This is a genomic window from Streptantibioticus cattleyicolor NRRL 8057 = DSM 46488, from assembly GCF_000240165.1.
Lineage (GTDB): Bacteria > Actinomycetota > Actinomycetes > Streptomycetales > Streptomycetaceae > Streptantibioticus > Streptantibioticus cattleyicolor.
This window is the reverse complement of the sequence record NC_017586.1, coordinates 2,111,859-2,136,953: the sequence shown is the minus strand read 5'-3', so window position 1 is coordinate 2,136,953 and position 25,095 is coordinate 2,111,859. Positions and strand designations below refer to the sequence as shown.

Genomic DNA, 25,095 nt, shown 5'->3' with positions numbered 1-25,095 from the left:
ATGGCGACGGGTCAGGGCGGCCCCGGCGTGCCGCGCCCCCGCCAGGGCGCCCGCCCGCCCGAGCCGGCGAACCATCGGCACCAGGGGGGACACCTGGAGTACGGGGAGTACGTGGAAGACGCGCAGTACGCGGCCGTCGGCGAGCGCACCGAGCGGCGCACCGGCGGCGGCACCCTCGCGCCGGAACGGGACGGCACCGGCACCGGTTCCCACCAGGCGGGCCGAGGCGGCACCGCCGGCCTCGGCGCGCTGCCGCTGTTGCGGCTGGTGGGGCGGGCCGCCCAGCGTCCCCTGCTGCCCGCCGCCCGGCTGTGGCGGCGCAACATCCAGCTGCGGGTGGTCGCCACCACGCTGCTGATGTCGCTCGGCGTGGTGCTGGTGCTCGGCCTCGTCGTCATAGGCCAGGTCCGCAACGGGCTGCTGGAGGCCAAGACCCGCGCCGCCCAGGGCCAGGCGCTCGGCGGATTCAACGTCGCCCAGGGGCTCGCGGCCGGCGAGAGCGACCCGCGCGGCCAGGGCGACACCGGCACCACCGGACCCTCCGGCACCGCCACCGGACGCGGCCAGACCGACCCCGGCACCTGGCTGACCACCCTCGTCCAGCAGCTCGCCAGCGGCGGCCAGGGCGTGTACTACGTCGTCGCCCTCAGCTCCGACGCCGACCAGCAGCTCTACCGCGGCGACAGCAGCCCCAGCACCCGCGGCCCGCGCGCCTCCGGCGACGTCCTCCCCGAGGAGAGCGTCCCCGCCGCGCTGCGCAACACCGTCGCCACCCAGTCCGGCGCCCACCAGCGCGACACCAGGATCATCCGCGAGGGCGACCCGGAAGGCCAGCCCGGCCTGGTCATCGGCAAGCGCCTCAACGACATCGGCGGCAAGGCGTACGAGCTGTACTACCTCTTCCCGTTCACCCAGGAGGAGAAGACCCTCAACCTGGTCGAGACCACCCTGGCCACCGCCGGCGTCTTCGTCGTCGTCCTGCTCGGCGCCATCGCCTGGCTGGTGGTACGGCAGGTGGTCACCCCGGTGCGGATGGCCGCGGGCATCTCCGAACGGCTCGCCGACGGCCTCCTCCAGGAACGGATGAAGGTCAGCGGCGAGGACGACATCGCTCGGCTGGGTGAATCGTTCAACAAGATGGCGCAGACCCTCCAGACGAAGATCCAGCAGCTGGAGGAGTTGTCCCGGATGCAGCGGCGCTTCGTCTCCGACGTCTCCCACGAACTGCGCACCCCGCTGACCACCGTGCGGATGGCCGCCGACGTCATCCACGACGCCCGCGGCGACTTCGACCCGGTCACCGCCCGCTCCGCCGAACTCCTCCAGAGCCAGATCGAACGCTTCGAGTCCCTCCTGGCCGACCTGCTGGAGATCAGCCGCTTCGACGCCGGAGCGGCGGCCCTCGACGCCGAGCCGATCGACCTGCGCGAAGTCGTCCACCGCGTCGTCGACGCCGCCGAACCCCTCGCCGAACGCAAGGGCAGCCGCATCGTCGTCCGCGGCGGCGAACAGCCCGTCATCGCCGAGGCGGACGCCCGCCGCGTCGAACGCGTGCTGCGCAACCTGGTCGTCAACGCCGTCGAACACGGCGAGGGACGGGACGTCGTGGTGCGCCTCGCCTCCGCCGCCGGTGCCGTCGCCGTGGCCGTACGGGACTACGGCGTCGGCCTCAAGCCCGGCGAGGCCACCCGGGTCTTCAACCGCTTCTGGCGCGCCGACCCGGCCCGCGCCCGGACCACCGGCGGCACCGGCCTGGGCCTGTCCATCGCGCTGGAGGACGCCCGGCTGCACGGCGGCTGGCTCCAGGCGTGGGGCGAGCCGGGCGGCGGTTCCCAGTTCCGGCTGACCCTGCCGCGTACCGCGGGCGAGTCGCTGCGCGGCTCCCCGATACCGCTGGAACCGGAGGACTCACGGCGCCGCAGGGCGGCCCGGAGCACGGCCCGGAGCACGAGCGGCGTGAACGGTACGACACCGGGCGCAGCGCGGGCGGGCGCGCCGGGCACGGAAGGCGCACCCGAGCAAGCTCCGGGGACCGCGACGGCGCGCGCCGCGCGGTCCGCGCTGCCCGACCTTCCGGTGCCCCCGGGGCGTACGCCCCCGCCGCCGGTCTCCGCCGGACCGGCCGCGTTGCCGGGCAGCGGATCGCGGGTGGTGGCACCACGCTCCCCCGAGCCCGCGGTGGCGTCCGCGGCCGTCGCCACAAGAGCGGCCGACGGGGAGGACACGTACCCCGCGCCGGGCGCGCGCCCGGCGCACAACCCGCGGAGCGCCCCCACCGGGGACGGCGACCAGCAGGAGCGGAAACAGGAGCAGGAGCGGGACCGCTGAGCGGCCCGGAGCGCGGCCCGGTGGGCCGGGGGAGGACAACCGGCATGCGGAACGTGCGCCGGCGCACGCTCACACGGACCGCGGCGCTGCTCGGCTGCGCCCTGGTGCTGGCCGGGTGCGCCTCGATGCCCGACAGCAGCGACGTCTCCAAGGTCGGCGGCGAACCCCGGGTGGACGCCGACCCCCAGGTCCGCGTCTTCGGGGTGCAGCCGCAGAAGAACGAGCAGCCACTGGCGATCGTCGGCGGCTTCCTGGAGGCGACCACCAGCGACGAGGCCGATTACCAGACCGCGCGGCGCTACCTGACCGGCCAGGCCACCGGCTGGAACCCGTTCGCCCGCACCACCGTCGTCTCCGGCGCCGGCTTCAGCCTCTCGCAGGGACGCGGCGGCCACAGCAGCGACGGCAGCACCGACGCCGACGCCACCGAAACCACCGTCAGCCTGACGGCCACCCAGGTCGCCGCCGTCGACAGCAAGCACTCCTACGCGCCCGTCCAGTCCACGTACCGCACCTCGTTCCACCTGGTGAAGGTGAACGGGGAGTGGCGGATCGACAGCCTGCCGGAAGGGCTGGTGCTCACCGACTCCGACTTCCAGCGCATCTACCGTTCCGTCAACATGTACTACTTCGCCCAGCCGGGCCCGGACGCCGACCGGTCGCGGGCGGCGGCCGACGTGCTGGTGGCCGACCCGGTGTACCTGCGGCGCCGGATAGACCCGGTGACCTCCACCGTCCAGGCGCTGCTGGGGGGCCCGAGCACATGGCTGCAGCCGGTGGTCTCCTCCGCGTTCCCGCCCGGGACCCGGCTCGCCGGACGCGACCAGAAGCTGACCCTCGACGACTCCGGCCGGCTGACCGTGCGGTTGAGCGGTCCGCTGAACCAGGTCGTCGTCCGGGACCGGTGCGAGCGGATGGCGGCGCAGATCCTGCACACGGTCCAGGACCAGACGTCGGCTCAGGTCTCCGCGGTGCAATTGAACCGCGCGGACGGCTCGTCGCTGTGCTCGCTCGGTCACGACCAGGCGCAGGTGTACGCCCCGTCCCGGGTCGCCGGGGACGGCTCGCAGCAGTTCTTCGTCGACACCGACCACCGGTTGGTGAGCGTCACCGACGGCGCCGACACCGCCCGCCCGGTGTCCGGCCCGTTCGGGGAGACGGCGACGGCGCGGCTGCGGTCGGTCGCCGTCTCGCGGGACGAGAAGACGGCGGCCGGGGTGCGTACCGACGGCAGGTCGCTGTGGGTGGCGCCGCTGTCCGCCGACGGCACCGAGCGCCAGGCGCTCACCAGCACGGACGCCGTCGTCGGCGCCAACCGCGGGCTGAGCGCGCCCAGTTGGGACGGGCTCGGCGACCTGTGGGTGGCCGACCGCGACCCCGGCCACCCCCGGCTGCTGATGTGGCACGACGGCACGACCACGGAGGTCACCGTGCCCAACCTCGCGGACGGCCGCATCAAGGCGCTGCGGGTGGCCGCGGACGGCGTGCGGATCGCGCTGCTGGTGAGCCACGGCGACCGCACCACGCTCCAGCTCGGCCGTGTGGAACGCTCCGGTACCGCCGCCCGTCCGGTGGTCTCGGTGACCGAACTGCGCACGGTCGCCCCGCAGTTGGAGGACGTGGAGGCGGCGTCCTGGGCGGGTGAGAGCCGCCTGGTCGTCGTCGGCCGCCCCTCCCGGGGGGTGCAGCAACTCCAGTACGTGGACACCGACGGCTCCGCCGCCTACACCCCGACCCTGCCCGGCATCAGCAAGGTGTCCGCGGTGGCCGCGTTCGAGGACCAGAAGCGTCCGCTGCTGATCGACACCACCGACGAGGGCATGTTCCGCCTCCCGCCGGACGCCGACTGGAAGCAGGTGTCACCGGACGGGACGGCCCCGGTGTACCCGGGGTGAGCGCCGAGTCGGCGCACCGGTCCCACCTATAGGGAAACCGCTGGTCGGACGGTGTCCCGCGGAGTTATCCACAGGGGCTGGCGGGCCGCGCCGATCCCGTGCAACATGATCCCCATGCGGGGCTGGTACCGGGAGATCACCGATCTGGTGCTGCCGGTCGACTGCGCCGGGTGCGGTCGGGCGCGCTGCACCCTGTGCGACGAATGCCGGGCGGGGCTGTACGGACCCGGCACCGTACGGCGGGTCCGGCCCGACCCGGTCCCGCCCGGGCTGCCCCCGGTCCACGCGGCCGGGGTGTACGAGGGCAGTACGCGCGCGGTGCTGCTGGCGCACAAGGAGCGTGGGGCGCTGCGGTTGGCGGAGCCGTTGGGGAGGGCGTTGGCGGAGGCGGTGCGAGGGGTGGTGGGGGCGGAGGGGAGGGTGGGGGAGGGGGCCCCCGGAGCGGCACCCGACCCCCTCTTCCTCGTCCCCGTCCCCTCCTCCCCCCGTTCCACCGCCGCCCGCGGCCACGATCCGCTGCGCCGGATCGCGCTGCGGGCCGCGCGTGAGCTGCGTCGGCACGGTGTCGGGGCGCAGGTCCTCCCGGTGCTGCGGCAGCGGCGGGCGGTGGCCGACCAGGCCGGGCTCACCGCGTCGCAGCGCCTGGCGAACCTGGCGGGGGCGCTGGGCGTGGTCAAGGGCGCCGAACGCCTGCTGACCTCGGGCTGGGTCGTCGTGGTGGACGACCTGCTGACCACCGGCGCCTCCGTGGTGGAGGCGGCGCGGGCGGTCAGGGAGGCGGGGGGCCGGGTGGTGGGCGCGGCGGTGGTCGCGGTGGCGGAGAAGACGTACGGGTGACGAGGGGCGCCGGTGCTTCACGTGAGCGCCGGCCGCGACCGCACCCCACGTCCGCGTGTCGCGGTAGGCCCTCTTCGGGTCTCACGCCCTCTTCGGGTCCGGGGGTGCCGAGGCGGGGTCGGCGGAGCTATGTTCGGTTGTGAGGAGTGTCAGGCGCTATGTCGGGAGTGATCGGCGATGCGGCTTTGGCGTCCGGAAGGGGCAGGTGTGCCGCCCATCGTGATGGCGGGCCCGGGGGCGCCGCCGGGGCATCCGCCGTGTGGTCCGGGCGTCGGTGGGGCCCGGAGGGACCGCTAGGGGCGTTCCGGAACGGGTCCGGCCCGGGGGCGGGGGCCTGTTCCCCGGTGGTCGTCGCGGGTCATGTCAACGGTCCGGGACGCCGCCCCTCGATCGGGTGGGGATTCCTCGATCGGGTGGGGTTTCAATCTCTCCCCGGGGGGAGGAGGTGGTGGAAGCCGCGACTCCGCCGCTTCGGCGATGCCTGGACTTCGCCGGGTGTTGGCGGGGTAGCTGTTTGACGCAGTGCCCGGCGGGACCGGTGCCCGCCGGCCTTAGCGCAAAGGATCGGTTCCGCTCGCGCGGGCCGGTCCGGGAACGGAGTTCTGCGTGGACATCGTCGTCAAGGGCCGCAAGACCGAAGTGCCCGAGCGGTTCCGCAAGCACGTGGCCGACAAGCTCAGCCTGGACAAGGTCCAGAAGTTCGACGGGAAGATCATCAGCCTGGACGTCGAACTCTCCAAGGAGCACAACCCCCGGCAGGCCGACCGTTCCGACCGGGTCGAGATCACGTTGCGTTCCCGGGGTCCGGTGATCCGGGCCGAGGCCGCGGCGGCCGACCCCTACGCGGCGCTGGACATGGCGACCAACAAGCTGGAAGCGCAGTTGCGCAAGCTCGCCGACAAGCGGCACGCGGCCCGTCGCGGTGGCAGGTCCGCGATGAGCGTCGCCGCCTTCACCGCCCCGCTGGCGGGCAACGGCGACGGGGCCGGCGCCGAGCCGGAGCCGGAGGGCGTCCCCACCACCCGGATGGGGCCGCTGGAGGTCAAGGGGGAAGGGCCGCTGGTGGTGCGCGAGAAGACGCACACCGCCTCCCCGATGACGCTCGACCAGGCGCTGTACGAGATGGAACTGGTCGGACACGACTTCTATCTCTTCGTCGACTCCGAAAGGAACCAGCCAAGTGTCGTCTACCGGCGGCACGGCTACGACTACGGCGTGATCTACCTCAAGGAGGACCCGGCGGCGCAGGAGGCCCCCACGGGTGCGGGCGGAGCGCTCCACCGGTGACCGACGCACCATGGCGCCCCCGGTTCGCCGGGGGCGCCGCCCGTTGGCCCGCGGGACCGTTCCGGCCGACGGAATCCGGCCTCCGTCCTGCGGGCATGGAATCATGGCTGGGGAGTCAACCGGGGTCCGGCGCTGCCCGGTTGGCGCCGCGCTGCGCTGTGCGGCTACGAGGTGCACTGGCCTGAGGGGGAGGGAACCGATGCCGGACGGCTTCGAGTCGGCGGCCGACGAGTACGAGGGCGGCCGGGACGCGGGCGAGCGGCGCAGGGAGCCCATCAGGGTCCTGGTCGTGGACGATCACGCGCTCTTCCGGCGCGGTCTGGAGATCGTGCTGGCCCAGGAGGAGGACATCGAGGTCGTCGGCGAGGCGGGCGACGGCGCGGAGGCCGTGGAGAAGGCGGCCGACCTGCTGCCCGACATCGTGCTGATGGACGTGCGGATGCCCCGGCGCGGCGGCATCGAGGCGTGCACCTCGATCAAGGAGGTCGCCCCCAGCGCCAAGATCATCATGCTGACCATAAGCGACGAGGAGGCCGACCTCTACGAGGCGATCAAGGCGGGCGCCACCGGCTACCTGCTCAAGGAGATCTCCACCGACGAGGTGTCCACCGCGATCCGGGCGGTGGCCGACGGCCAGTCGCAGATCAGCCCGTCGATGGCCTCCAAGCTGCTCACCGAGTTCAAGTCGATGATCCAGCGCACCGACGAGCGCCGCCTGGTGCCGGCGCCCCGGCTGACCGACCGCGAGCTGGAGGTCCTCAAGCTGGTGGCCACCGGGATGAACAACCGGGACATCGCCAAGGAACTCTTCATCAGCGAGAACACGGTCAAGAACCACGTGCGCAACATCCTGGAGAAGCTCCAGCTCCACTCCCGGATGGAGGCCGTGGTCTACGCGATGCGCGAGAAGATCCTCGAAATCCGCTGACCCCCGCCGCCACCGCGGCCCGGGGCGCCGGCCCCCACCGTCGGGCCCGGCCCCACGGCCTCGCGCTACCCCGCCGCCTCCCGCAGCTCCCTCTCCAGCGCGCCCGCCAGCCGCGCGTCGTCGAAGCGCTCCACCCGTACCGACTCGCACCCCACCCAGCGCGCCGCCTCCCACAGCGCCTCGGCGAGCGGACGCACCGCCTTCTCGCCGTCCACCGACACCTGCCGGGCGACCAGGGTGCGCCCTTCGCGGGCCGGATCGACGCGGCCGACCAGCCTGCCGCCGGCGAGCAGCGGCATGGCGAAGTAGCCGTGTATCCGCTCGGCCTTGGGGACGTACGCCTCCAGGCGGTGGGCGAAGCCGAAGACCCGTTCGGTGCGGGCGCGGTCCCACACCAGGGAGTCGAAGGGGGAGAGCAGCGTGGTGCGGTGGCGTCCGCGGGGCGGACGGGCCAGCGCCGCCGGGTCGGCCCAGGCGGGCCTGGCCCAGCCCTCGACGGCCACCGGGACCAGGCCGCTGTCCGGGAGCACGGCGTCCACCTGCTCGCCCTTGAGGCGGTGGTAGTCGGCCAGGTCGGCGCGGGTGGCCACGCCGAGGGAGCGCCCGGCGAGGGCGACGAGCCGGCGTATGCACTCGGTGTCGGTGAGGTCGTCGTGGAGCAGGTGGTCCGGGATCGCGCGTTCGGCCAGGTCGTAGACGCGTTTCCAGCCGCGCCGCTCGGTGCAGACCACGTCACCGGTGTCCAGCAGCAGCTCCACGGCGATCTTCGTCTGCGACCAGTCCCACCACGGGCCGCCGTTCTTCGCGCCGCCCAACTCCGTTGCGGTGAGCGGGCCTTCGGCGGCCAGCCGGTCGAGGACCGCGGCGCGGGAGCGCTCGGAGTCCTCCAGAGTGTGCCAGCGGTAGCCCTTGGCGCGCCGGGCCCGGCGGCGGAACGCGAAGTGCGGCCACTCCTCGACGGGCAGCACGCAGGCGGCGTGCGACCAGTACTCGAAGGCGTGGCCGCCGCCCCAGTAGGCCCGTTCCACCGCTTCCCGGCCCACCGCGCCGAGGCGTGCGTAGGGGACCAGTTCGTGCGAGCGGGCCAGCACCGAGATGGTGTCGAGCTGCACGGCGCCGAGGTGGCGCAGCACGCCGCGTACCCCGCCGCGCCGGTCGGGGGCGCCGAGCAGCCCCTGGGCGCGCAGGGCGATCCTGCGGGCGTCGTCGGCGGACAGGGTGACCTCGGGCGGCGGGTTCGTCATGTCGATCAGCGTAGGAGCCGCCACTGACAGCCCCGTCACCCCCGCGGCGACGGCTCGTACGGTGTCGCGCCCTCGCGGGCCAGGCCCCAGTCGGAGGGGAGTAGCGAGCCGATCCACACGTCGCGGCGGGCGCCGCCCTGGACGTCGCGGGCGCGCAGGGTGCCCTCCATGTGGAAGCCGGTGCTGAGGGCGACCGCCCGGGAGCCGTCGTTGCCGACGTCGGCGTACCACTCCAGGCGTTCCACGCCGAGGTCGGTGAAGGCCCAGCGGCACACGGCGCGGGCGGCTTCGGCGGTGTAGCCGCGACCGCGGTGTTCCTTGGCGGTCCAGTAGCCCAGTTCCGCCTGGTGGCGCGGGGTGTGCAGCTCGGCGAGGCGTATCAGGGACATGACGCCCACCAGGGCGCCGTCGTCCTTGGCGAGCACGGCGAAGGTGTAGGCGGTGTCGTCGCGCCAGCCGGCCGCGGAGTCCTCGCAGGCGAACGCCTCGGCGCGGGCGCGGGTGTAGGGGGAGGGCACCGTGGTCCAGCGCGGGATCTCCGGATCCTGGCAGGCGGCGTGGACGGCGGCGGCGTCGCCCGGCTCCGGTGCCCGCAGCAGCAGGCGTTCGGTGGTCAGCGAAACGGGTTCCATCCACGGAGTATGGCGTTGCCCGGTGGCGGGGGGCACACCGTTTTCCCGGCCTGCGCGCCCGTGGGCGCCGGCCCGCCGGTGCCCCCTTTATGTACGTTTTCCGTCACCGCCCGGGGTGACAGCACGCCGGTCCTACGGCGGACCTCCCGACCCGCTGGTGTCCTCGCTTACGATGGCCGTTGCAGCGGGCCCTACAAGGACGTCCCCGGCGGGTCTCCCACCGGGGAGAGGGAACCACCCGCTGTGCCCAGCGCGAGAGTAACGTGCCAGGCCCGACCGGCAAGGAGCCAGCCTACGTGTCCGTCTTCGGCAAGATCCTGCGCGCAGGTGAGGGAAAGATCCTGCGCAAGCTGCACCGCATCGCGGACCAGGTCAATTCCATCGAAGAGGACTTCGTCAACCTGACGGATGCCGAGCTGCGGGGCCTCACCGACGAGTACAAGCAGCGTTACGCCGACGGCGAGAGCCTGGACGACCTGCTGCCCGAGGCGTTCGCCACGGTGCGCGAGGCGGCCAAGCGCGTGCTCGGCCAGCGCCACTACGACGTCCAGCTGATGGGCGGCGCCGCGCTGCACCTGGGGTACGTGGCCGAGATGCGCACCGGTGAGGGCAAGACGCTGGTGGGTACGTTGCCGGCGTATCTGAACGCGCTCTCCGACAAGGGCGTGCACCTGATCACCGTCAACGACTACCTGGCCGAGCGTGACTCGGAGTGGATGGGCCGGGTGCACCGCTTCCTGGGCCTGTCGGTGGGGTGCATCCTGGCGAACATGACCCCGGCCGAGCGCCGGGAGCAGTACGCCTGTGACGTCACGTACGGCACCAACAACGAGTTCGGCTTCGACTACCTGCGTGACAACATGGCGTGGTCGAAGGAGGAGTTGGTGCAGCGCGGCCACAACTTCGCGATCGTGGACGAGGTCGACTCGATCCTCATCGACGAGGCCCGTACCCCGCTGATCATCTCCGGCCCGGCCGACCAGGCCACCAAGTGGTACAGCGACTTCGCCAAGCTGGTGCTGCGCCTCAAGCTCGACCGCGACTACGAGGTGGACGAGAAGAAGCGCACGGTCGGCGTGCTGGAGGAGGGCGTCTCCCGGGTCGAGGACTGGCTGGGCATCGACAACCTCTACGAGTCGGTCAACACGCCGCTGGTCGGTTTCCTCAACAACGCGATCAAGGCCAAGGAGCTGTACAAGCGCGACAAGGACTACGTCGTCATGGACGGCGAGGTCATGATCGTGGACGAGCACACCGGCCGTATCCTCGCCGGCCGCCGCTACAACGAGGGCATGCACCAGGCGATCGAGGCGAAGGAGGGGGTGGAGATCCAGAACGAGAACCAGACGCTGGCCACCATCACCCTCCAGAACTTCTTCCGGCTGTACGACAAGTTGTCCGGGATGACCGGTACGGCGCTGACCGAGGCCGCCGAGTTCTACCAGATCTACAAGCTGGGCGTGGTGCCGATCCCGACCCACCGCTCGGTGCAGCGGCTGGACCGGCCGGACCTGATCTACCGCACCGAGGAGGCGAAGTTCGCGGCGGTCGTCGAGGACATCGCCGAGAAGCACGCCAAGGGCCAGCCGGTGCTGGTGGGCACCACCTCGGTGGAGAAGTCCGAGTACCTCTCGCAGCAGCTCGCCAAGCGCGGCGTGCCGCACGAGGTGCTCAACGCCAAGCAGCACGACCGGGAGGCGACGATCGTCGCCCAGGCCGGCCGCAAGGGTGCGGTGACGGTGGCCACCAACATGGCCGGCCGCGGCACCGACATCAAGCTCGGCGGCAACCCGGACGACCTCGCCGAGGCCGAGCTGCGGCAGCGCGGTCTGGACCCGGTGGAGCACGTCGAGGAGTGGGCGGCGGCGCTGCCGGAGGCGCTGGAGCGCGCCGAGGCGGCGGTCAAGGCCGAGTTCGAGGAGGTCAAGGAGCTCGGCGGGCTGTACGTGCTGGGTACCGAGCGCCACGAGTCGCGGCGTATCGACAACCAGCTGCGCGGCCGTTCCGGCCGTCAGGGCGACCCCGGCGAGTCGCGGTTCTACCTCTCGCTCGGTGACGACCTGATGCGGCTGTTCAAGGCCCAGATGGTCGAGCGCGTCATGGCCATGGCCAACGTGCCGGACGACGTGCCGATCGAGAACAAGATGGTCACCCGGGCGATCGCCTCCGCCCAGTCGCAGGTCGAGCAGCAGAACTTCGAGATCCGCAAGAACGTCCTCAAGTACGACGAGGTCCTCAACCGGCAGCGCGAGGTCATCTACGGTGAGCGCCGCCGGGTGCTGGAGGGCGAGGACCTGCGTGAGCAGATCGTCCACTTCATGGACGACACCATCGACGACTACGTCAAGGCGGAGACCTCCGAGGGGTTCGCGGAGGAGTGGGACCTGGAGAAGCTGTGGAGCGCCTTCGCCCAGCTGTACCCGGTCAAGGTCACCGTCGAGGACGTCGAGGAGGAGGCCGGGGACCGGGCCGGGGTCACCGCCGACCTCATCGCCGAGATGATCAAGGAAGACATCCACGAGCAGTACAAGCTCCGTGAGGAGCAGCTCGGTTCGGACATCATGCGTGAGCTGGAGCGCCGCGTGGTGCTGTCGGTGCTGGACCGCAAGTGGCGTGAGCACCTGTACGAGATGGACTACCTCCAGGAGGGCATCGGCCTGCGGGCCATGGCGCAGCGCGACCCGCTGGTGGAGTACCAGCGTGAGGGCTTCGACATGTTCAACGCGATGATGGACGGCATCAAGGAGGAGTCCGTCGGCTACCTGTTCAACCTGGAGGTCCAGGTGGAGCAGCAGGTCGAGGAGGTTCCGGTGGCGGCCGACGAGGTGCCGGCGCAGGGTGGCCAGGAGGCGGTGCCGGTGGGCGCCCCGCGGCCGGAGATCCGCGCCAAGGGCCTGGAGGCCCCGCAGCGCCCGGACCGGCTGCACTTCTCCGCGCCCAAGGTGGACGGTGAGGGCGACATCGTGGAGGGCGACTTCACCAGCGAGCCCGCCGCCGGCGAGGAGGGCGACGGGCTGACCCGCGCCGAGCGCCGCAAGCAGCAGAAGGGCGGCCGGCGCCGCAAGAAGTAGCGCCCCGCCGACCGAGGCCACCTCTGCCGGGCCGGTTCCGCATCGCGGGGCCGGCCTTCGGCGTTTCGCGGGGGCCGTCGCGCTCACCGCCACGAGGGGCCCGCGAAGTCCACGGCGGTGCACCGCCAGCGCTGGTCGGCGCCGCGTTCCAGGCGGAAGGCGAGGGCGCGTACGGCGGGGCCGGAGGCGACGGTGGCGAAGACCTCCAGCGCGCCGGGGCGGGCCGGGCGGCAGCCGCAGCGGCGGACGACGGGGGCGGGGTGGCCGGCCGGTGGCCGGAGCACGCCGCGGGCGGCGAGGTCCCACAGCCGGTCGTAGGTGTCGGCGCCGCCGGTGTGGCTGAGCAGCCAGCTGGCCGGGCGCCGCCCGCTGAGCACTTCGACGAGGCGGTCGGCGAACCAGCGGGGCGCGCCGGGCACGGGGCCGGCCCGGCGTGCCGTGGCGGGGCGGCGGGGGTCGGTGCGGGACGGCGGCGCGGTGGTGCCCGTCCGCCGGGTCGGGACGGTGCGGGTCGTGGTGGCGGTGTTCATGCGGGTCCCCGTTCCACGGGCCCGGCGGATACGGCCGGGCGGTAGCTCTGCGTGGTCGAGAGCCTTCCTACGACCGCGTACGGTGACCGGCAAGGGGTGGAACTCCGCCGCCGAAGGGCCCCGAAAGTTCACCTATCAGGGTGAACGGGAGGGTGTTCGCGCAGGCCAGAGCGGACGAACGGACGGTGATGCTCTGTCCAGGGGCGGTCCTCGATGCACCGGAACGGAGGACACCCGGCGTCCCGGCGCGACGCCCGCCGGCGCCACCGTGAGTCCTCGATGCACCGGAACGGAGGACACCCGGCGTCCCGGCGCGACGCCCGCCGGCGCCACCGTGAGCACGACCACCCGCCACCGGGCTGACCGGCGGCGCCGGCGCGACCGTATGCTGAGCGCAGCTGTCAGTGCACAGCGTTCCCCACCGGCCCTTCACGGAGCGGCAGCGATGCGCGTCTACATCCCCACGACCCTGCCAGGACTGGCCGAGGCCCACAAGGCGGGCGAGCTGGGCCCCGCCCCGCTGGACGCCTACGCGGTCACCCCGGCGCTGCGCGAGTGGTACGTCTCCGACGACATCGAGGAACTGGAGTACGCGGCGCTCACCCGGGCCGCCCAGGGCTCCCTGCGGCTGATCGCGCTCGACCCCACGGCCGTGCCGCGCCGGGTCGTGGTCGCCGTGGACGTCGCCGACGCCGCCGTCTCCTACGACCCCGACCGCGGCCTGGACCCGCAGGCGCTCGGCGCGGTGCGCATCGCCCGGCCGGTGCCGCTGGCCAAGGCCGCCGCGGTGCACGTGGACGCCGACGACGCCCGCGAGGACGTGGCCGCCGCCGCCGCGGTGATCGGCGCCGCCGACACCGGGGACGAGGACGCCCGGTTCACCGTGGACGGCGCCGAGGACCACGAGCTGCTGTGGTTCGCCACCCAGGAGATCCCCGCCCTGATCGGCTGAGCCGGCCGCCCCCGGCGCGTTGTCACACCCCTCGGTTACCGTCTTGACCCATGGGGACGTCCACGCCGCACATCGTCTGGGACTGGAACGGCACGCTCTTCCACGACATCGACGCCGTGCTGAGCGCGACCAACGCCGCCTTCGCCGAGGTCGGGCTGGCGCCGCTGTCCCTGGCGCGCTACCGCGACACCTACCGCATACCGATCCAGCACTTCTACGCCGAGTTGATCGGCCGCATGCCCACCGACGCCGAGTGGCGGCGGATGGACGGCGCCTTCCACCGCCACTACACCGAGCACCGCGCCGGCTGCCGGCTCACCGAGGGCGCCGAGACGCTGCTGCACACCTGGCAGGGGTCGGGCGGCAGCCAGTCGCTGCTGTCGATGTACGGCCACGAGGACCTGGTGCCGCTGGTGCGCCGGTTCGGCATCGAGCGGCGCTTCGTGAGGGTGCAGGGGCGCACCGGCCCCTCCGGCGGCAGCAAGGCCGAGCACATGGAGCGCCATCTGGCCGCCCTGGACGGGATACGCCCGCGGCACACCGTGGTCATCGGCGACGCGCTGGACGACGCCCTGGCCGCCGCCCACGTGGGCGCCCACGCCGTGCTCTACACCGGAGGCTCGCACAGCCGGGCCGCGCTGGCGGCGGCCGGGGTGCCGGTGGTCGACACCCTCGCCGAGGCCGTGGAGACCGCCGGACGGCTGGCCGGCTGAGTACCGGGGCGCGTGTCGGGGGCGCACGGAGGCATGTCACCGGGTGCGCCTGCCCCGCGCTCTGTCCAAAGTGGAAGTATCGCAGTGTGTCCTTGTACACAAAAGGTCCCTGACAGGTTTGGGGCCCCAAGCGATAGCCTTGGCCTCGTGATCAGCGCGATAGCGAGCGGGGGCGACGACGCCTCCGGCCCGGGAGCACCTGCCCGGGACCTGACGCCTCCGGTGCGGTGGCCGCACCGGGACCGCGCCGATCGTCACATCCGGGTCACATGCCACCGGATCAACCCGGATCCCCACCGTCGAGGCATAACGTCGACTCCGAACGGCAATCCCGCGCCGGGCCGACGTGACCTCACCACACCCGTTCACGTCACGCAACGGCGCGCGACAGGAGTCAGAGGACATGCAGACCAAGCTGGACGAAGCCAAGGCCGAGCTGCTCACCCGAGCGGCCCGGGTAGCTGAGAACAGCCCGGCGGGGGGACAACCTGGCCAGGGCCTCGACACCACCGAGGCCGTCCAGACGTTCCTCCACCGCTACTACCTGCACACCGCGCCCGAGGACCTCCTCGACCGCGACCCGGTCGACGTCTACGGCGCCGCCCTGTCCCACTACCGGCTGGCCGAATCCCGCCCCCAGGGCACCGCCAACGTGCGGGTGCACACGCCCACCGTGGAGGAGAACGGCTGGACGTGCAGCCACACCGTCGTCGAGGTGGTCACCGACGACATGCCGTTCCTGGTGGACTCGGTCACCAACGAGCTGTCCCGCCAGGACCGCGCCATCCACGTGGTCATCCACCCCCAGGTCGTCGTCCGGCGTGACGTCGCCGGCAAGCTGCTGGAGATCCTCGGCACCGGCAACCTGGTCGAGGCGGCCCACGCCGGGCTGCCCGGCGCCGAGCTGCCGCACGACGCGCTGATCGAGTCGTGGATCCACGTCGAGGTGGACCGCGAGACCGACCGCGCCGACCTCAAGCAGATCACCACCGACCTGCGCCGCGTCCTCAACGACGTGCGCGAGTCCGTCGAGGACTGGACGAAGATGCGCGACGCCGCGCTGCGCATCGCCGACGAGCTGGCCGCCACCCCGCCGCCGCTGCCCGAGCAGGAGGTCGGCGAGGCGTGGGAGCTGCTGCGCTGGCTCGCCGACGACCACTTCACCTTCCTCGGCTACCGCGAGTACAAGCTGGCCACCGAGCCGGGCCCGGACGGCGGCCCCGAGGACGTGCTGGTCGCCGTCCCCGGCACCGGTCTGGGCATCCTGCGCGCCGACCCCACCCACCGCGACCACGACGGCACCCACCCGGTCTCCGGCGCCTTCCACCGGCTGCCGCAGGACGCCCGCGCCAAGGCCCGCGAGCACAAGCTGCTCATCCTCACCAAGGCCAACAGCCGCGCCACCGTCCACCGCCCGTCCTACCTGGACTACGTCGGCGTCAAGATGTTCGACGCCGACGGCAACGTCACCGGCGAGCGCCGCTTCCTCGGCCTGTTCTCGTCCGCCGCCTACACCGAGTCGGTCACCCGGGTGCCGGTCATCCGCCGCAAGGTGCAGGAGGTGCTCTCCGGCGCCGGCTTCTCGCCGGACAGCCACGACGGCCGCGACCTGCTCCAGATCCTGGAGACCTACCCGCGCGACGAGCTCTTCCAGACCGGCGCCGACGAACTGCGCCCCATCGTCACCAGCGTCCTGTACCTCCAGGAGCGCCGCCGGCTGCGGCTCTTCCTGCGCCAGGACGAGTACCGGCGCTACTACTCCGCCCTGATCTACCTGCCGCGGGACCGCTACACCACCGCCGTCCGGCTGCGGCTCACCGAGATCCTCATGGAGGAACTGGGCGGCAGCACCGTCGACTTCACCGCCTGGAACACCGAATCGGTCCTGTCCCGGCTGCACTTCGTGGTCCGCGTCCCCACCGGCGCCACCACCCCGGAGCTGACCGACGCCGAGATCGACCGCATCGAGACCCGGCTGGTGGAGGCGGCCCGCTCGTGGGACGACGGCTTCGCCGACGCGCTGGGCGCCGAATGCGGCGAGGAGCGCGCCGCCGAACTCTCCCGCCGCTACGCGCACGCCTTCCCCGAGGGGTACAAGGCCGACTTCCCGCCGCGCACCGCGGTCGCCGACCTCACCCACATCGAGCGGCTGCGCCCCGAGGACGACTTCACCCTCAGCCTCTACGAGCCGGTCGCCGCCTCCCCGGGCGAGCGCCGCTTCAAGATCTACCGCACCGGTGCCCCGGTCTCCCTCACCGCCGTCCTGCCGGTGCTCCAGCACCTCGGCGTCGAGGTGGTCGACGAGCGCCCCTACGAGCTGAAGCGGGCCGACTCCAGCCGGGCGTGGATCTACGACTTCGGGCTGCGCATCGACCGCTCGGCCGGCGACCTCGGCGACGACGCCCGCGAGCGCTTCCAGGACACCTTCGCTGCGGTGTGGACCGGGCAGGCCGAGAACGACGGCTTCAACTCCCTGGTGCTGCGCGCCGGTCTGACGTGGCGTCAGGCGATGGTGCTGCGCGCCTACGCCAAGTACCTGCGGCAGGCGGGCGCCACCTTCAGCCAGGACTACATGGAGGACACCCTCCGCACCAACGTCCACACCACCCGGCTGCTGGTCAACCTCTTCGAGGCGCGGCTCTCCCCGGAGCACCGGCGGGCCGGCAGCGAGCTGACCGACGGGCTCCTCGAAGAGCTCGACGGCGCCCTGGACCAGGTGGCCTCGCTCGACGAGGACCGCATCCTGCGCTCCTTCCTCACCCTGATCAAGGCGACGCTGCGCACCAACTACTTCCAGCGCGACGCCGAGGGCCGCCCGCACCCGTACGTGTCGATGAAGTTCGACCCGCAGGCCATCCCGGAGCTGCCCGCGCCGCGCCCGGCGTACGAGATCTGGGTCTACTCGCCGCGCGTGGAGGGCGTCCACCTGCGGTTCGGCAAGGTCGCCCGCGGCGGTCTGCGCTGGTCGGACCGGCGGGAGGACTTCCGCACCGAGGTCCTCGGCCTGGTCAAGGCGCAGATGGTCAAGAACACGGTGATCGTGCCGGTGGGCGCCAAGGGCGGCTTCGTCGGCAAGCGCCTGCCCGACCCGGCGGCCGACCGGGACGCGTGGCTGGCCGAGGGCATCGCCTGCTACAAGACGTTCATCTCCGGCCTGCTCGACATCACCGACAACCTCGTCGGCGGCGACGTCGTACCGCCCAAGGACGTGGTCCGCCACGACGGCGACGACACCTACCTGGTGGTCGCCGCCGACAAGGGCACCGCCTCCTTCTCCGACATCGCCAACGAGGTCGCCGAGTCCTACGGCTTCTGGCTCGGCGACGCCTTCGCCTCCGGCGGCTCGGTCGGCTACGACCACAAGAAGATGGGCATCACGGCCAAGGGCGCCTGGGAGTCGGTCAAGCGCCACTTCCGCGAGATGGGCCACGACACCCAGAGCGAGGAGTTCACCGTCGTCGGCATCGGCGACATGTCCGGCGACGTCTTCGGCAACGGGATGCTGCTGTCGGAGCACATCCGCCTGGTCGCCGCCTTCGACCACCGCCACATCTTCCTCGACCCCGACCCGGACGCGGCGGCCTCCTACGCCGAGCGGCGCCGCATGTTCGAGCTGCCGCGCAGCAGCTGGGCCGACTACGACACCTCGCTGATCTCGGCGGGCGGCGGCGTCCACCCCCGCTCCGCCAAGTCGATCACCATCACCCCGCAGGTCCGCAAGGCGCTCGGCATCGAGGGGAGGGCGACGAAGATGACGCCCGCCGAGCTGATGAAGGCGATCCTCAAGGCCCCGGTCGACCTGCTGTGGAACGGCGGCATCGGCACCTACGTCAAGGCGTCCACCGAGTCCCACGCCGACGTCGGCGACAAGGCCAACGACGCGATCCGGGTGGACGGCAGCGAGCTGCGGGTCAAGGTCGTCGGCGAGGGCGGCAACCTGGGCCTGACCCAGCTCGGCCGCATCGAGTTCGCCCGCAGCGGCGGCCCCGACGGCACCGGCGGCCGGATCAACACCGACGCCATCGACAACTCGGCCGGCGTGGACGCCTCCGACCACGAGGTCAACATCAAGATCCTGCTCAACTCGGTGGTGGCCGACGGCGACCTCACCGTCAAGCAGCGCAACACGCTGCTCGCCGAGATGACCGACGAGGTCGGCGCGCTGGTGCTGCGCAACAACTACGCGCAGAACGTGGCGCTGGCCAACTCCATGGCCGAGGCGCACAGCCTCCTGCCGGCCCAGCAGCGGTACATCCGCCGGATGGTGCGCGAGGGCAAGCTCGACCGGGCGCTGGAGTTCCTCCCCGCCGACCGGCAGATCCGCGAACGGCTCGGCGCCGGCCAGGGACTCACCCAGCCGGAGACCTCGGTGCTCCTCGCCTACACCAAGATCACCGCCGCCGAGGAGGTGCTCGCCACCGAGCTCCCCGACGACCCCTACCTGCGCGGCCTGCTGCACGCCTACTTCCCGCACGCGCTGCGCGAGAAGTTCGAGACCCAGGTCGACGGCCACGCGCTGCGCCGCGAGATCATCACCACGGTGCTGGTCAACGACACCGTCAACTCCGGCGGCACCACCTTCCTGCACCGGCTGCGGGAGGAGACCGGCGCCTCCACCGAGGAGATCGTCCGCGCCCACACCGCGGCCCGCGCCATCTTCGGCCTCGGCCGGATCTGGGACGAGGTCGAGGCGCTGGACAACGTGGTGGACGCCGCCGTGCTCACCCGCGTCCGGCTGCACTCCCGCCGCCTGGTCGAACGCGGCACCCGCTGGCTGCTCAACAACCGCCCGCAGCCGCTGGCCATCGCCGAGACCATCGACTTCTTCGGCGAGGGCGTCGCCGCGGTCTGGGCCCAGCTGCCCAAGCTGCTGCGCGGCGCCGACCAGGCGTGGTACCAGCAGATCCACGACGAGCTGACCGGAGCCGGGGTCCCCGAGGAGCTGGCCAACCGGGTCGCCGGGTTCTCCTCGGCCTTCCCGACGCTGGACATCGTCGCGGTGGCCGACCGCACCCGCAAGGACCCGCTGGAGGTCGCCGAGATCTACTACGACCTCGCCGACCGGCTGCGCATCACCCAGCTGCTGGACCGCATCATCGAGCTGCCGCGCGCCGACCGCTGGCAGTCGATGGCCCGCGCGGCGATCCGCGAGGACCTGTTCGCCGCGCACGCCGCCCTCACCCAGGACGTGCTCTCCGCCGGTGACGGCTCCGGATCGCCCGAGCAGCGGTTCGCCGCCTGGGAGGGGAAGAACGCCGCCCTGCTCGGCCGCGCCCGCACCACCCTCGACGAGATCCAGGGGTCGGAATCGTTCGACCTGGCCAATCTGTCGGTGGCGATGCGGACCATGCGCACCCTGCTGAGGTCGCACAGCTGATCCACGTCGGCCCGCACGGGCCGCACCCCTTCCAGGGTGCGGCCCGTGCGGCGTTCCCGCCCCGCCTCACCGGCCGGGCGGCACCGCCAGCCGCACCAGCCGTTCCCCGGTCACCGGCGAGACGGCGACCGTACGGCCGCCGGACGGCACCGGCTGCCCGCGGTCCAGCAGCGCCCACCGGGCGTGGTACCGGGCGGCCACCAGGTGCTGGACGCCGGCCGAGGCGTGCCGGGAGAAGTAGACCCGCACGTCGTGCGCGCGCCGGTTGCGCACCGCCACCGGCAGCGACGGATCCGGCCAGGCGCCGGAGACCAGGAAGGCGCCGTAGGCGGGGAGCACATGGGTGGCCCGGTAGTCGTTGCTGAGCACCACCTCGCCGGGGCGGATGTGCCGCGCCGCCCACCCGTACTCCGGCCACGTCACCAGGTGCTGCAACGGCGGCAGCGGGACGATCGAGCCGAGCTGCACCACCAGTCCGACACCGGCCGCCGCCCCGGCCACCCAGGCCGTCACGGTGCGCCGGGTCCGCCACGGCCGCCGGGCGGTCACCTCGACCGCCAGCGCGAACTGCGGCGGCACCAGCAGCAGCCCGAAGATCCGCCCGTAGGTGTACCGGCCGCTGAACCAGCCGTAGGCCGCGATCGCCACGTCGGCGGCGAAGAGCAGCACCAGCGGGTCGAGCCGGTGCCGGCGCCACCGGGCGGCCAGCGCCGGCAGCCCCACCACGCCCAGCCCGTACCAGGTCAGCAGCCGCCGCCCGTAGAGCTGCTTGTGGAACTTGTCGACCGTGGTGTCCCCGGCCAGCGCGAAGACGTCGTAGTACGGCCACAGCACGGCGACCGCCACCGCCACGGTCACCGTGACCGCCCACCGCGCCAGCGCCGCCCGGTCCCACCGGTGCTGCCACCCGGCCACCAGCGCGGCGATGCCGGCCGCCGCGCCGATCGAGGTGATCGGGTGGATCAGCAGGATCAGCGCGGTCAGCACCCCGATCGCCGCGTGGGTGCCGAAACCGCGCCGGGCCCGCGCCGCCCGGGCCGTCAACGCCCAGGTCAGCAACGTCAGTCCGAACGCGAAGGTGGACGGGAAGGTGAGGTTGCGGGTGAGCGCGCCGGGGTTGAGGAACCCGCTCCACGCGGCCGGCCGGACCCCCCACAGCAGCATCATCGCGGCGAGCGCGGCCACCGGCGTCCAGCGGCGCCGGCTCAGCGTACGGGCGAACGCCGCCACCCCGGCCGCCAGCACCGCCGCGTTGACCGCGCCCCAGCCGCGCAGCACCTCCCGCCCGGCGAGCCCGGTGGCGCGCGCCAGCAGCCCGAGGGCGACGATCAGCGGCGAGTAGTACGGGCTGCCGTCACCGGGCAGGTCCACCAGCGGGTTGGCGGGGTGCAGCGGGTCGGCCTTGATCCGTTCGATCGCCGAGGCGTGCTGGCCGAAGTCGGAGATGACCGGGTTGCGCCAGGCGAGCACCGTGACGAGGGCGAAGAACAGCGTGGCGGTGACGGCGTACGGCCCCGGCCGCAGCGACCGCCACCGGCCCGCCGCGTCCCGCCACCGGCCCGCCGTGCCGTTCCCGCCCGGCCCCTCGCCGCGCCCCTCGCGCGCCGCCGCCGTCAGCACACCCGCCATGAACCCTCCCGCGTCCGCCGGGGCCGCCCGGGCACCCGAAGGACAATGACCGCCCGGGGGTTACGGGAAGGCGGCGGGCGGGTCGCCGCCGGACGACGGCCGCGGGTCGTTTTGGAACGATCAGCGAATTTCGCGGATTGCTGGTTTCGCCCGAAACCCGCCGGACGCACCAGTTCGTCGTATGAGTCATGTCACCCGTAGGAGTTATCCGCGCCCGCCCCCTTGCGGACAGGCGGGGGGTCCTCACTAGTTTCGATCCAGTGACCACCGCCGACACTTTGCAGACGAACGGGACCGCGTCCGGGCAGCCGCAGGGGGAGTCGCCGGTCAGTGCCAGACCGCGGCCGGCCCGTGACCCGTTCTTCGACAACGCGAAGTTCCTGCTGGTCGTGCTGGTCGTCATCGGGCACAACTGGTATCCGCTGATCGGCCACTCACGGGCCGTCAAGGCGGCCTACCTGGTGGTGTACGCCTTCCACATGCCGGCGTTCATCCTGCTCAGCGGCTATTTCTCGCGGCGCTTCGAGGCCCGGCCGGAACAGGTGCGCAAGCTCATCAAGACCGTGCTGCTGCCGTATCTCATCTTCGAGACGCTCTACCTGGTGGTGGTCGCCGAGGCCGACGGCCACCCGTTCAAGTTCGACCTGACCTACCCCAGCTATCTGTGCTGGTTCCTGATCGCGCTGTTCGTGTGGCGGCTGACCACGCCGGTGTGGCGGGCGGTGCCGTGGCCGGTGCCGCTGGCCGTGGTGGTCTCGCTGGTGGCCGGGGTGACCTCGGTCAGCACCGACCTGGCGCTCTCCCGGGTGCTCCAGTTCCTGCCGTGGTTCGTCGCCGGGCTCTTCCTGGAGCCCGGCCACTTCCAGGTGCTGCGCCGCCGTTCGGTGCGGATCTGGGCGGCCGTCACGATGGTCACCGCGCTGCCGGTGGCCTACCTGCTGGCGCCCGGGGCCAACGCCGACTGGCTGTCGATGGAGTGGGGCGCCTCCGACCTCGGGGTGGGCACGGTGGAGTACCTGGCCATCCGCGTCGGCCTGTTCGCCGCCTCCGCGGTGCTGGTGGCCGCCGCCCTCGCGCTGGTGCCCGGCCGCCGGCTGTGGCTGACCGCGCTGGGCACCGTGACCATGTACCCGTATCTGCTGCACGGCCTGATCGTGAAGTCCGCGCAGGCGGGCGGGTTGTACGACATCGTGGCCGGCTCCGGGCCGCTGGCGGTGGTGTCGTTGACGGCCGGGGCGGTGGCGCTGGCGCTGCTGCTCACGACACCTCCGGTGCGCAAGGCCGCGAAGTGGGCGGTGGAACCGCGCCTTCCGCGTCCGTTGGCGCGGCTGCCGCTGTTCGGACGCTGACCGCCGCCGGGGCCGCCGCCGCCCGCGCGGCCGGCGGCGGGGTCCGGTCGGCCAGCGGGACGACCAGCGGGGAGAGCTCGTCCGTCATCCGCCGGTGTTCGCCGAGGAAGACCCGGCGCACCACCCGCTCCGCGGCGTGGCCGTCGTCGTACGGGCAGAACCGGGCGCGGAACGCCGCCCGCCGGCGCGCCGACTCCGCCCCGCACCACTCGCCCGAGGTGAAGACCGCGATCAGCTCCTCCTCGGTGCGGGCCACCGGGCCGGGGGCGTGCCGGGTGATGTCCAGGTAGGTGCCGCGGGCCGCCCGGTACGCCTCCCAGTCGCAGGCGGCGACGACGATCGGCCGGTCGAGGTTGGCGTAGTCGAACATCACCGAGGAGTAGTCGGTGAGCAGCCCGTCGGCGGCCAGGTACAGCTCCTCGACCCGCGGGTGCGCGGAGACGTCCAGCACGGTGGCGGCGTCCCCGTCGGCGTCGGCGGCCGGGAAGGGGCGGTGGAAGTAGTGCGCGCGGGTCAGCAGGGTGAAGCCGGGGCCGAGGGCGCGGGCCAGCCGGGCGAGGTCCGGGGCCTCCGGCGGGGTGCGCCGGTAGTCGCGGTGGGTCGGCGCGTACAGGATCGCGGTGGTGCCCGGCGGGATCTCCAGCTCGGCGCGGACCCGCAGCACGTCGTCGGCGGTGGCCCGGTGGAGGATGTCGTTGCGCGGGTAGCCGAACTCCAAGGTGGTGAAGCGGGCCGGGTAGACCCGCTCCCACACCAGGGTGGAGTGGCGGTTGGCGGACAGCGAGTAGTCCCAGCGGTCGGCGTGGCGCAGCAGCCGCCCGAAGTCGACCCCCGCGGCGGCGGCCGGGTACGCCTGAAGGTCGAGCCCCATCCGCTTCAGCGGGGTGCCGTGGTGGGTCTGGAGGTGGACCTGGCCGGGGCGCTTGACCAGCCGGTGGGTGAAGTTGACGTTGTTGACCAGGTAGCCGGCCCGGGCCAGCGCCGTCCAGTACGCGGCCGAGCCGGGGTGGAGCCGGCGCACCCCGGGCGGCAGGGTGTGGGCGTACTCCGGGCCGGTGATCCAGGCGGTGCGGATGTGCGGGGCGTGTTCGCGCACCGCGGCCTCGATGGCGGCCGGGTTGCAGGCGTAGCCGCGGTGCCAGTACGCGGCGAAGACCGCCAGGTCGGCGTCGAGCGGGCGCAGCCGCTGCACCCGGTAGTGGAGCTGGAGGAGGGCGGCCCGTGCGAGGGCGTAGCCGCGCCGGCCGGCCGCCCGCAGCCGGCCGCGGGCCCGGTCGGCGGACCACATCAGCCGGAAGGTGCGCCGGGCGCCGAGCCGCATCAGCAGGTACCGCAGCCGGGCCCGGCGCCCCGGCGCGGGCACCGCCCCCGGCGCCACCGTGCCCTCCGCCACCGCCGCGAGCAGCTCGGGCCGGGCCCGGTCGGCCAGCGGCCGGTAGCGGCGGTACTGGGCGCGGCAGCGCCGGAAGAACTCGGCGCGGGCGTCGGGCGGCAGCCGGTCGGGGGCGGCCAGCACCGTGGTGAGGTGGTCGAGCATCCGCTGGAAGAGCAGGGGCCGCCACACCCCGAGCCCCGCGCGGGCGCCGACGAACGCGAAGACCCGGTCGTACTGGTCGAAGATGTCGAAGTGGCAGCGGCTGGTGGTGCCCAGGATGTTGCCGCGCCGCCGCTGCCGGTAGTGCAGGCAGACCCGGTCCAGCACCGCCACCGACCCGGCCGCCAGCAGCGTCGGATAGCTCCACGGGGTGTCCTCGTAGTAGCCGGGCGGGAAGGCCAGCCCGAGCCGGGCGATGAAGTCCCGCCGGTACGCCTTGTTGCAGGCGATCATCAACAGCCGCAGGAATTCCGGGCGTTGGGCCACGGTGAACACCGGCGGTTCCTCCTCGGCCAGCAGCCGGGCCAGGGCGTTGCGCTGGACATCGCCGTTCCAGTAGGTGCGGGCGTAGTCGTAGACGAGCACGTCGGGGTCGCCGGTGGCGGCCAGCCGGTCGGCCACGGCCCGCAGGGCGCCGGGGGTGAGGGTGTCGTCGCCGTCGAGGAAGAGCAGGTAGTCGCCGCGGGCCCGGTCGATGCCGGCGTTGCGGGCCGCGCCCAGCCCGGCGTTCTCCGGCAGGTGGACGGGGACCACGCGGGGGTCGGCGGCGGCCTCGTCGATGATCCGGCCGCAGTGGTCCGGCGAGTGGTCGTCCACGGCGATCACCTCCACGTCCCGGTACGACTGGGTCAGCACCGACTGGAGGGCTTCGGGCAGATATGCCTGGACCTTGAAGGCGGGCACGATGACGCTGAACCGGGGCACGGCACATCCAGGGATCGACAGCGG

General features: G+C 72.9%; 15 protein-coding genes. 10 read left to right on the top strand and 5 right to left on the bottom strand.

The window, feature by feature from the left end; all coding sequences use genetic code 11:
• The 5 genes from mtrB to SCATT_RS09385 all read left to right on the top strand — a co-directional run bounded on the left by mtrB (position 1) and on the right by SCATT_RS09385 (position 7,275).
• Positions 1-2,328 carry an MtrAB system histidine kinase MtrB gene (mtrB, locus tag SCATT_RS09405; RefSeq protein WP_014142771.1) on the top strand — a complete coding sequence of 776 codons (2,328 nt, stop codon included), beginning with the start codon at positions 1-3 and terminating at the stop codon, positions 2,326-2,328.
• Between the two features lie 44 nt (positions 2,329-2,372).
• Positions 2,373-4,223, top strand: coding sequence for an LpqB family beta-propeller domain-containing protein (locus SCATT_RS09400; RefSeq protein ID WP_014142770.1), 1,851 nt, complete (start codon positions 2,373-2,375; stop codon positions 4,221-4,223).
• A gap of 114 nt (positions 4,224-4,337) precedes the next feature.
• Positions 4,338-5,060: a ComF family protein gene (locus SCATT_RS09395; RefSeq protein WP_014142769.1), complete on the top strand. Its 723-nt coding sequence runs from the start codon at positions 4,338-4,340 to the stop codon at positions 5,058-5,060.
• A gap of 606 nt (positions 5,061-5,666) precedes the next feature.
• Complete coding sequence (gene hpf / locus SCATT_RS09390; RefSeq protein WP_014142768.1) at positions 5,667-6,347, top strand: ribosome hibernation-promoting factor, HPF/YfiA family; 681 nt, start codon at positions 5,667-5,669, stop codon at positions 6,345-6,347.
• A gap of 199 nt (positions 6,348-6,546) precedes the next feature.
• The gene (locus tag SCATT_RS09385) at positions 6,547-7,275 is read left to right on the top strand and encodes a response regulator (protein ID WP_014142767.1); all 729 of its coding nucleotides are present in this window, start codon (positions 6,547-6,549) and stop codon (positions 7,273-7,275) included.
• Positions 7,276-7,340: 65 nt separating this feature from the next.
• On the opposite strand, the gene SCATT_RS09380 is transcribed toward SCATT_RS09385, so the two are convergent.
• Both SCATT_RS09380 and SCATT_RS09375 read right to left on the bottom strand, forming a co-directional pair.
• A complete protein-coding gene (locus SCATT_RS09380) occupies positions 7,341-8,519 on the bottom strand; it encodes a winged helix-turn-helix domain-containing protein (RefSeq protein ID WP_041824585.1) in 1,179 nt (392 codons plus the stop codon).
• Positions 8,520-8,554: 35 nt separating this feature from the next.
• Positions 8,555-9,151: a GNAT family N-acetyltransferase gene (locus tag SCATT_RS09375; RefSeq protein ID WP_014142765.1), complete on the bottom strand. Its 597-nt coding sequence runs from the start codon at positions 9,149-9,151 to the stop codon at positions 8,555-8,557.
• Between the two features lie 296 nt (positions 9,152-9,447).
• Between SCATT_RS09375 and secA the strand changes: the two genes are divergently transcribed.
• Positions 9,448-12,222: a preprotein translocase subunit SecA gene (gene secA, locus SCATT_RS09370; RefSeq protein WP_014142764.1), complete on the top strand. Its 2,775-nt coding sequence runs from the start codon at positions 9,448-9,450 to the stop codon at positions 12,220-12,222.
• A gap of 83 nt (positions 12,223-12,305) precedes the next feature.
• On the opposite strand, the gene SCATT_RS09365 is transcribed toward secA, so the two are convergent.
• The gene (locus SCATT_RS09365; RefSeq protein WP_014142763.1) at positions 12,306-12,752 is read right to left on the bottom strand and encodes an Rv3235 family protein; all 447 of its coding nucleotides are present in this window, start codon (positions 12,750-12,752) and stop codon (positions 12,306-12,308) included.
• A 445-nt stretch (positions 12,753-13,197) separates the two neighbouring features.
• On the opposite strand from SCATT_RS09365, the gene SCATT_RS09360 reads away from it, so the two are divergent.
• The 3 genes from SCATT_RS09360 (at position 13,198) to SCATT_RS09350 (ending at position 19,794) form a co-directional block, all read left to right on the top strand.
• On the top strand, positions 13,198-13,704 hold the full coding sequence (locus tag SCATT_RS09360; protein WP_014142762.1) for a DUF6912 family protein: 507 nt from the start codon (positions 13,198-13,200) through the stop codon (positions 13,702-13,704).
• A gap of 50 nt (positions 13,705-13,754) precedes the next feature.
• The gene (locus SCATT_RS09355) at positions 13,755-14,417 is read left to right on the top strand and encodes an HAD family hydrolase (protein ID WP_014142761.1); all 663 of its coding nucleotides are present in this window, start codon (positions 13,755-13,757) and stop codon (positions 14,415-14,417) included.
• Between the two features lie 403 nt (positions 14,418-14,820).
• Positions 14,821-19,794 (top strand): NAD-glutamate dehydrogenase, encoded by a 4,974-nt coding sequence (locus tag SCATT_RS09350; protein ID WP_014142760.1) that lies wholly within the window; start codon positions 14,821-14,823, stop codon positions 19,792-19,794.
• A gap of 66 nt (positions 19,795-19,860) precedes the next feature.
• Here the strand turns inward: SCATT_RS09350 and SCATT_RS09345 are convergent, their stop codons facing one another.
• Positions 19,861-21,423 carry a hypothetical protein gene (locus SCATT_RS09345; RefSeq protein WP_014142759.1) on the bottom strand — a complete coding sequence of 521 codons (1,563 nt, stop codon included), beginning with the start codon at positions 21,421-21,423 and terminating at the stop codon, positions 19,861-19,863.
• 260 nt (positions 21,424-21,683) lie between these two features.
• On the opposite strand from SCATT_RS09345, the gene SCATT_RS09340 reads away from it, so the two are divergent.
• Complete coding sequence (locus SCATT_RS09340) at positions 21,684-22,772, top strand: acyltransferase family protein (protein WP_014142758.1); 1,089 nt, start codon at positions 21,684-21,686, stop codon at positions 22,770-22,772.
• On the opposite strand, the gene SCATT_RS09335 is transcribed toward SCATT_RS09340, so the two are convergent.
• On the bottom strand, positions 22,681-25,071 hold the full coding sequence (locus SCATT_RS09335; protein ID WP_014142757.1) for a bifunctional glycosyltransferase/CDP-glycerol:glycerophosphate glycerophosphotransferase: 2,391 nt from the start codon (positions 25,069-25,071) through the stop codon (positions 22,681-22,683). The genes SCATT_RS09340 and SCATT_RS09335 overlap by 92 nt on opposite strands.
• Between the last annotated feature and the right edge of the window lie 24 nt (positions 25,072-25,095).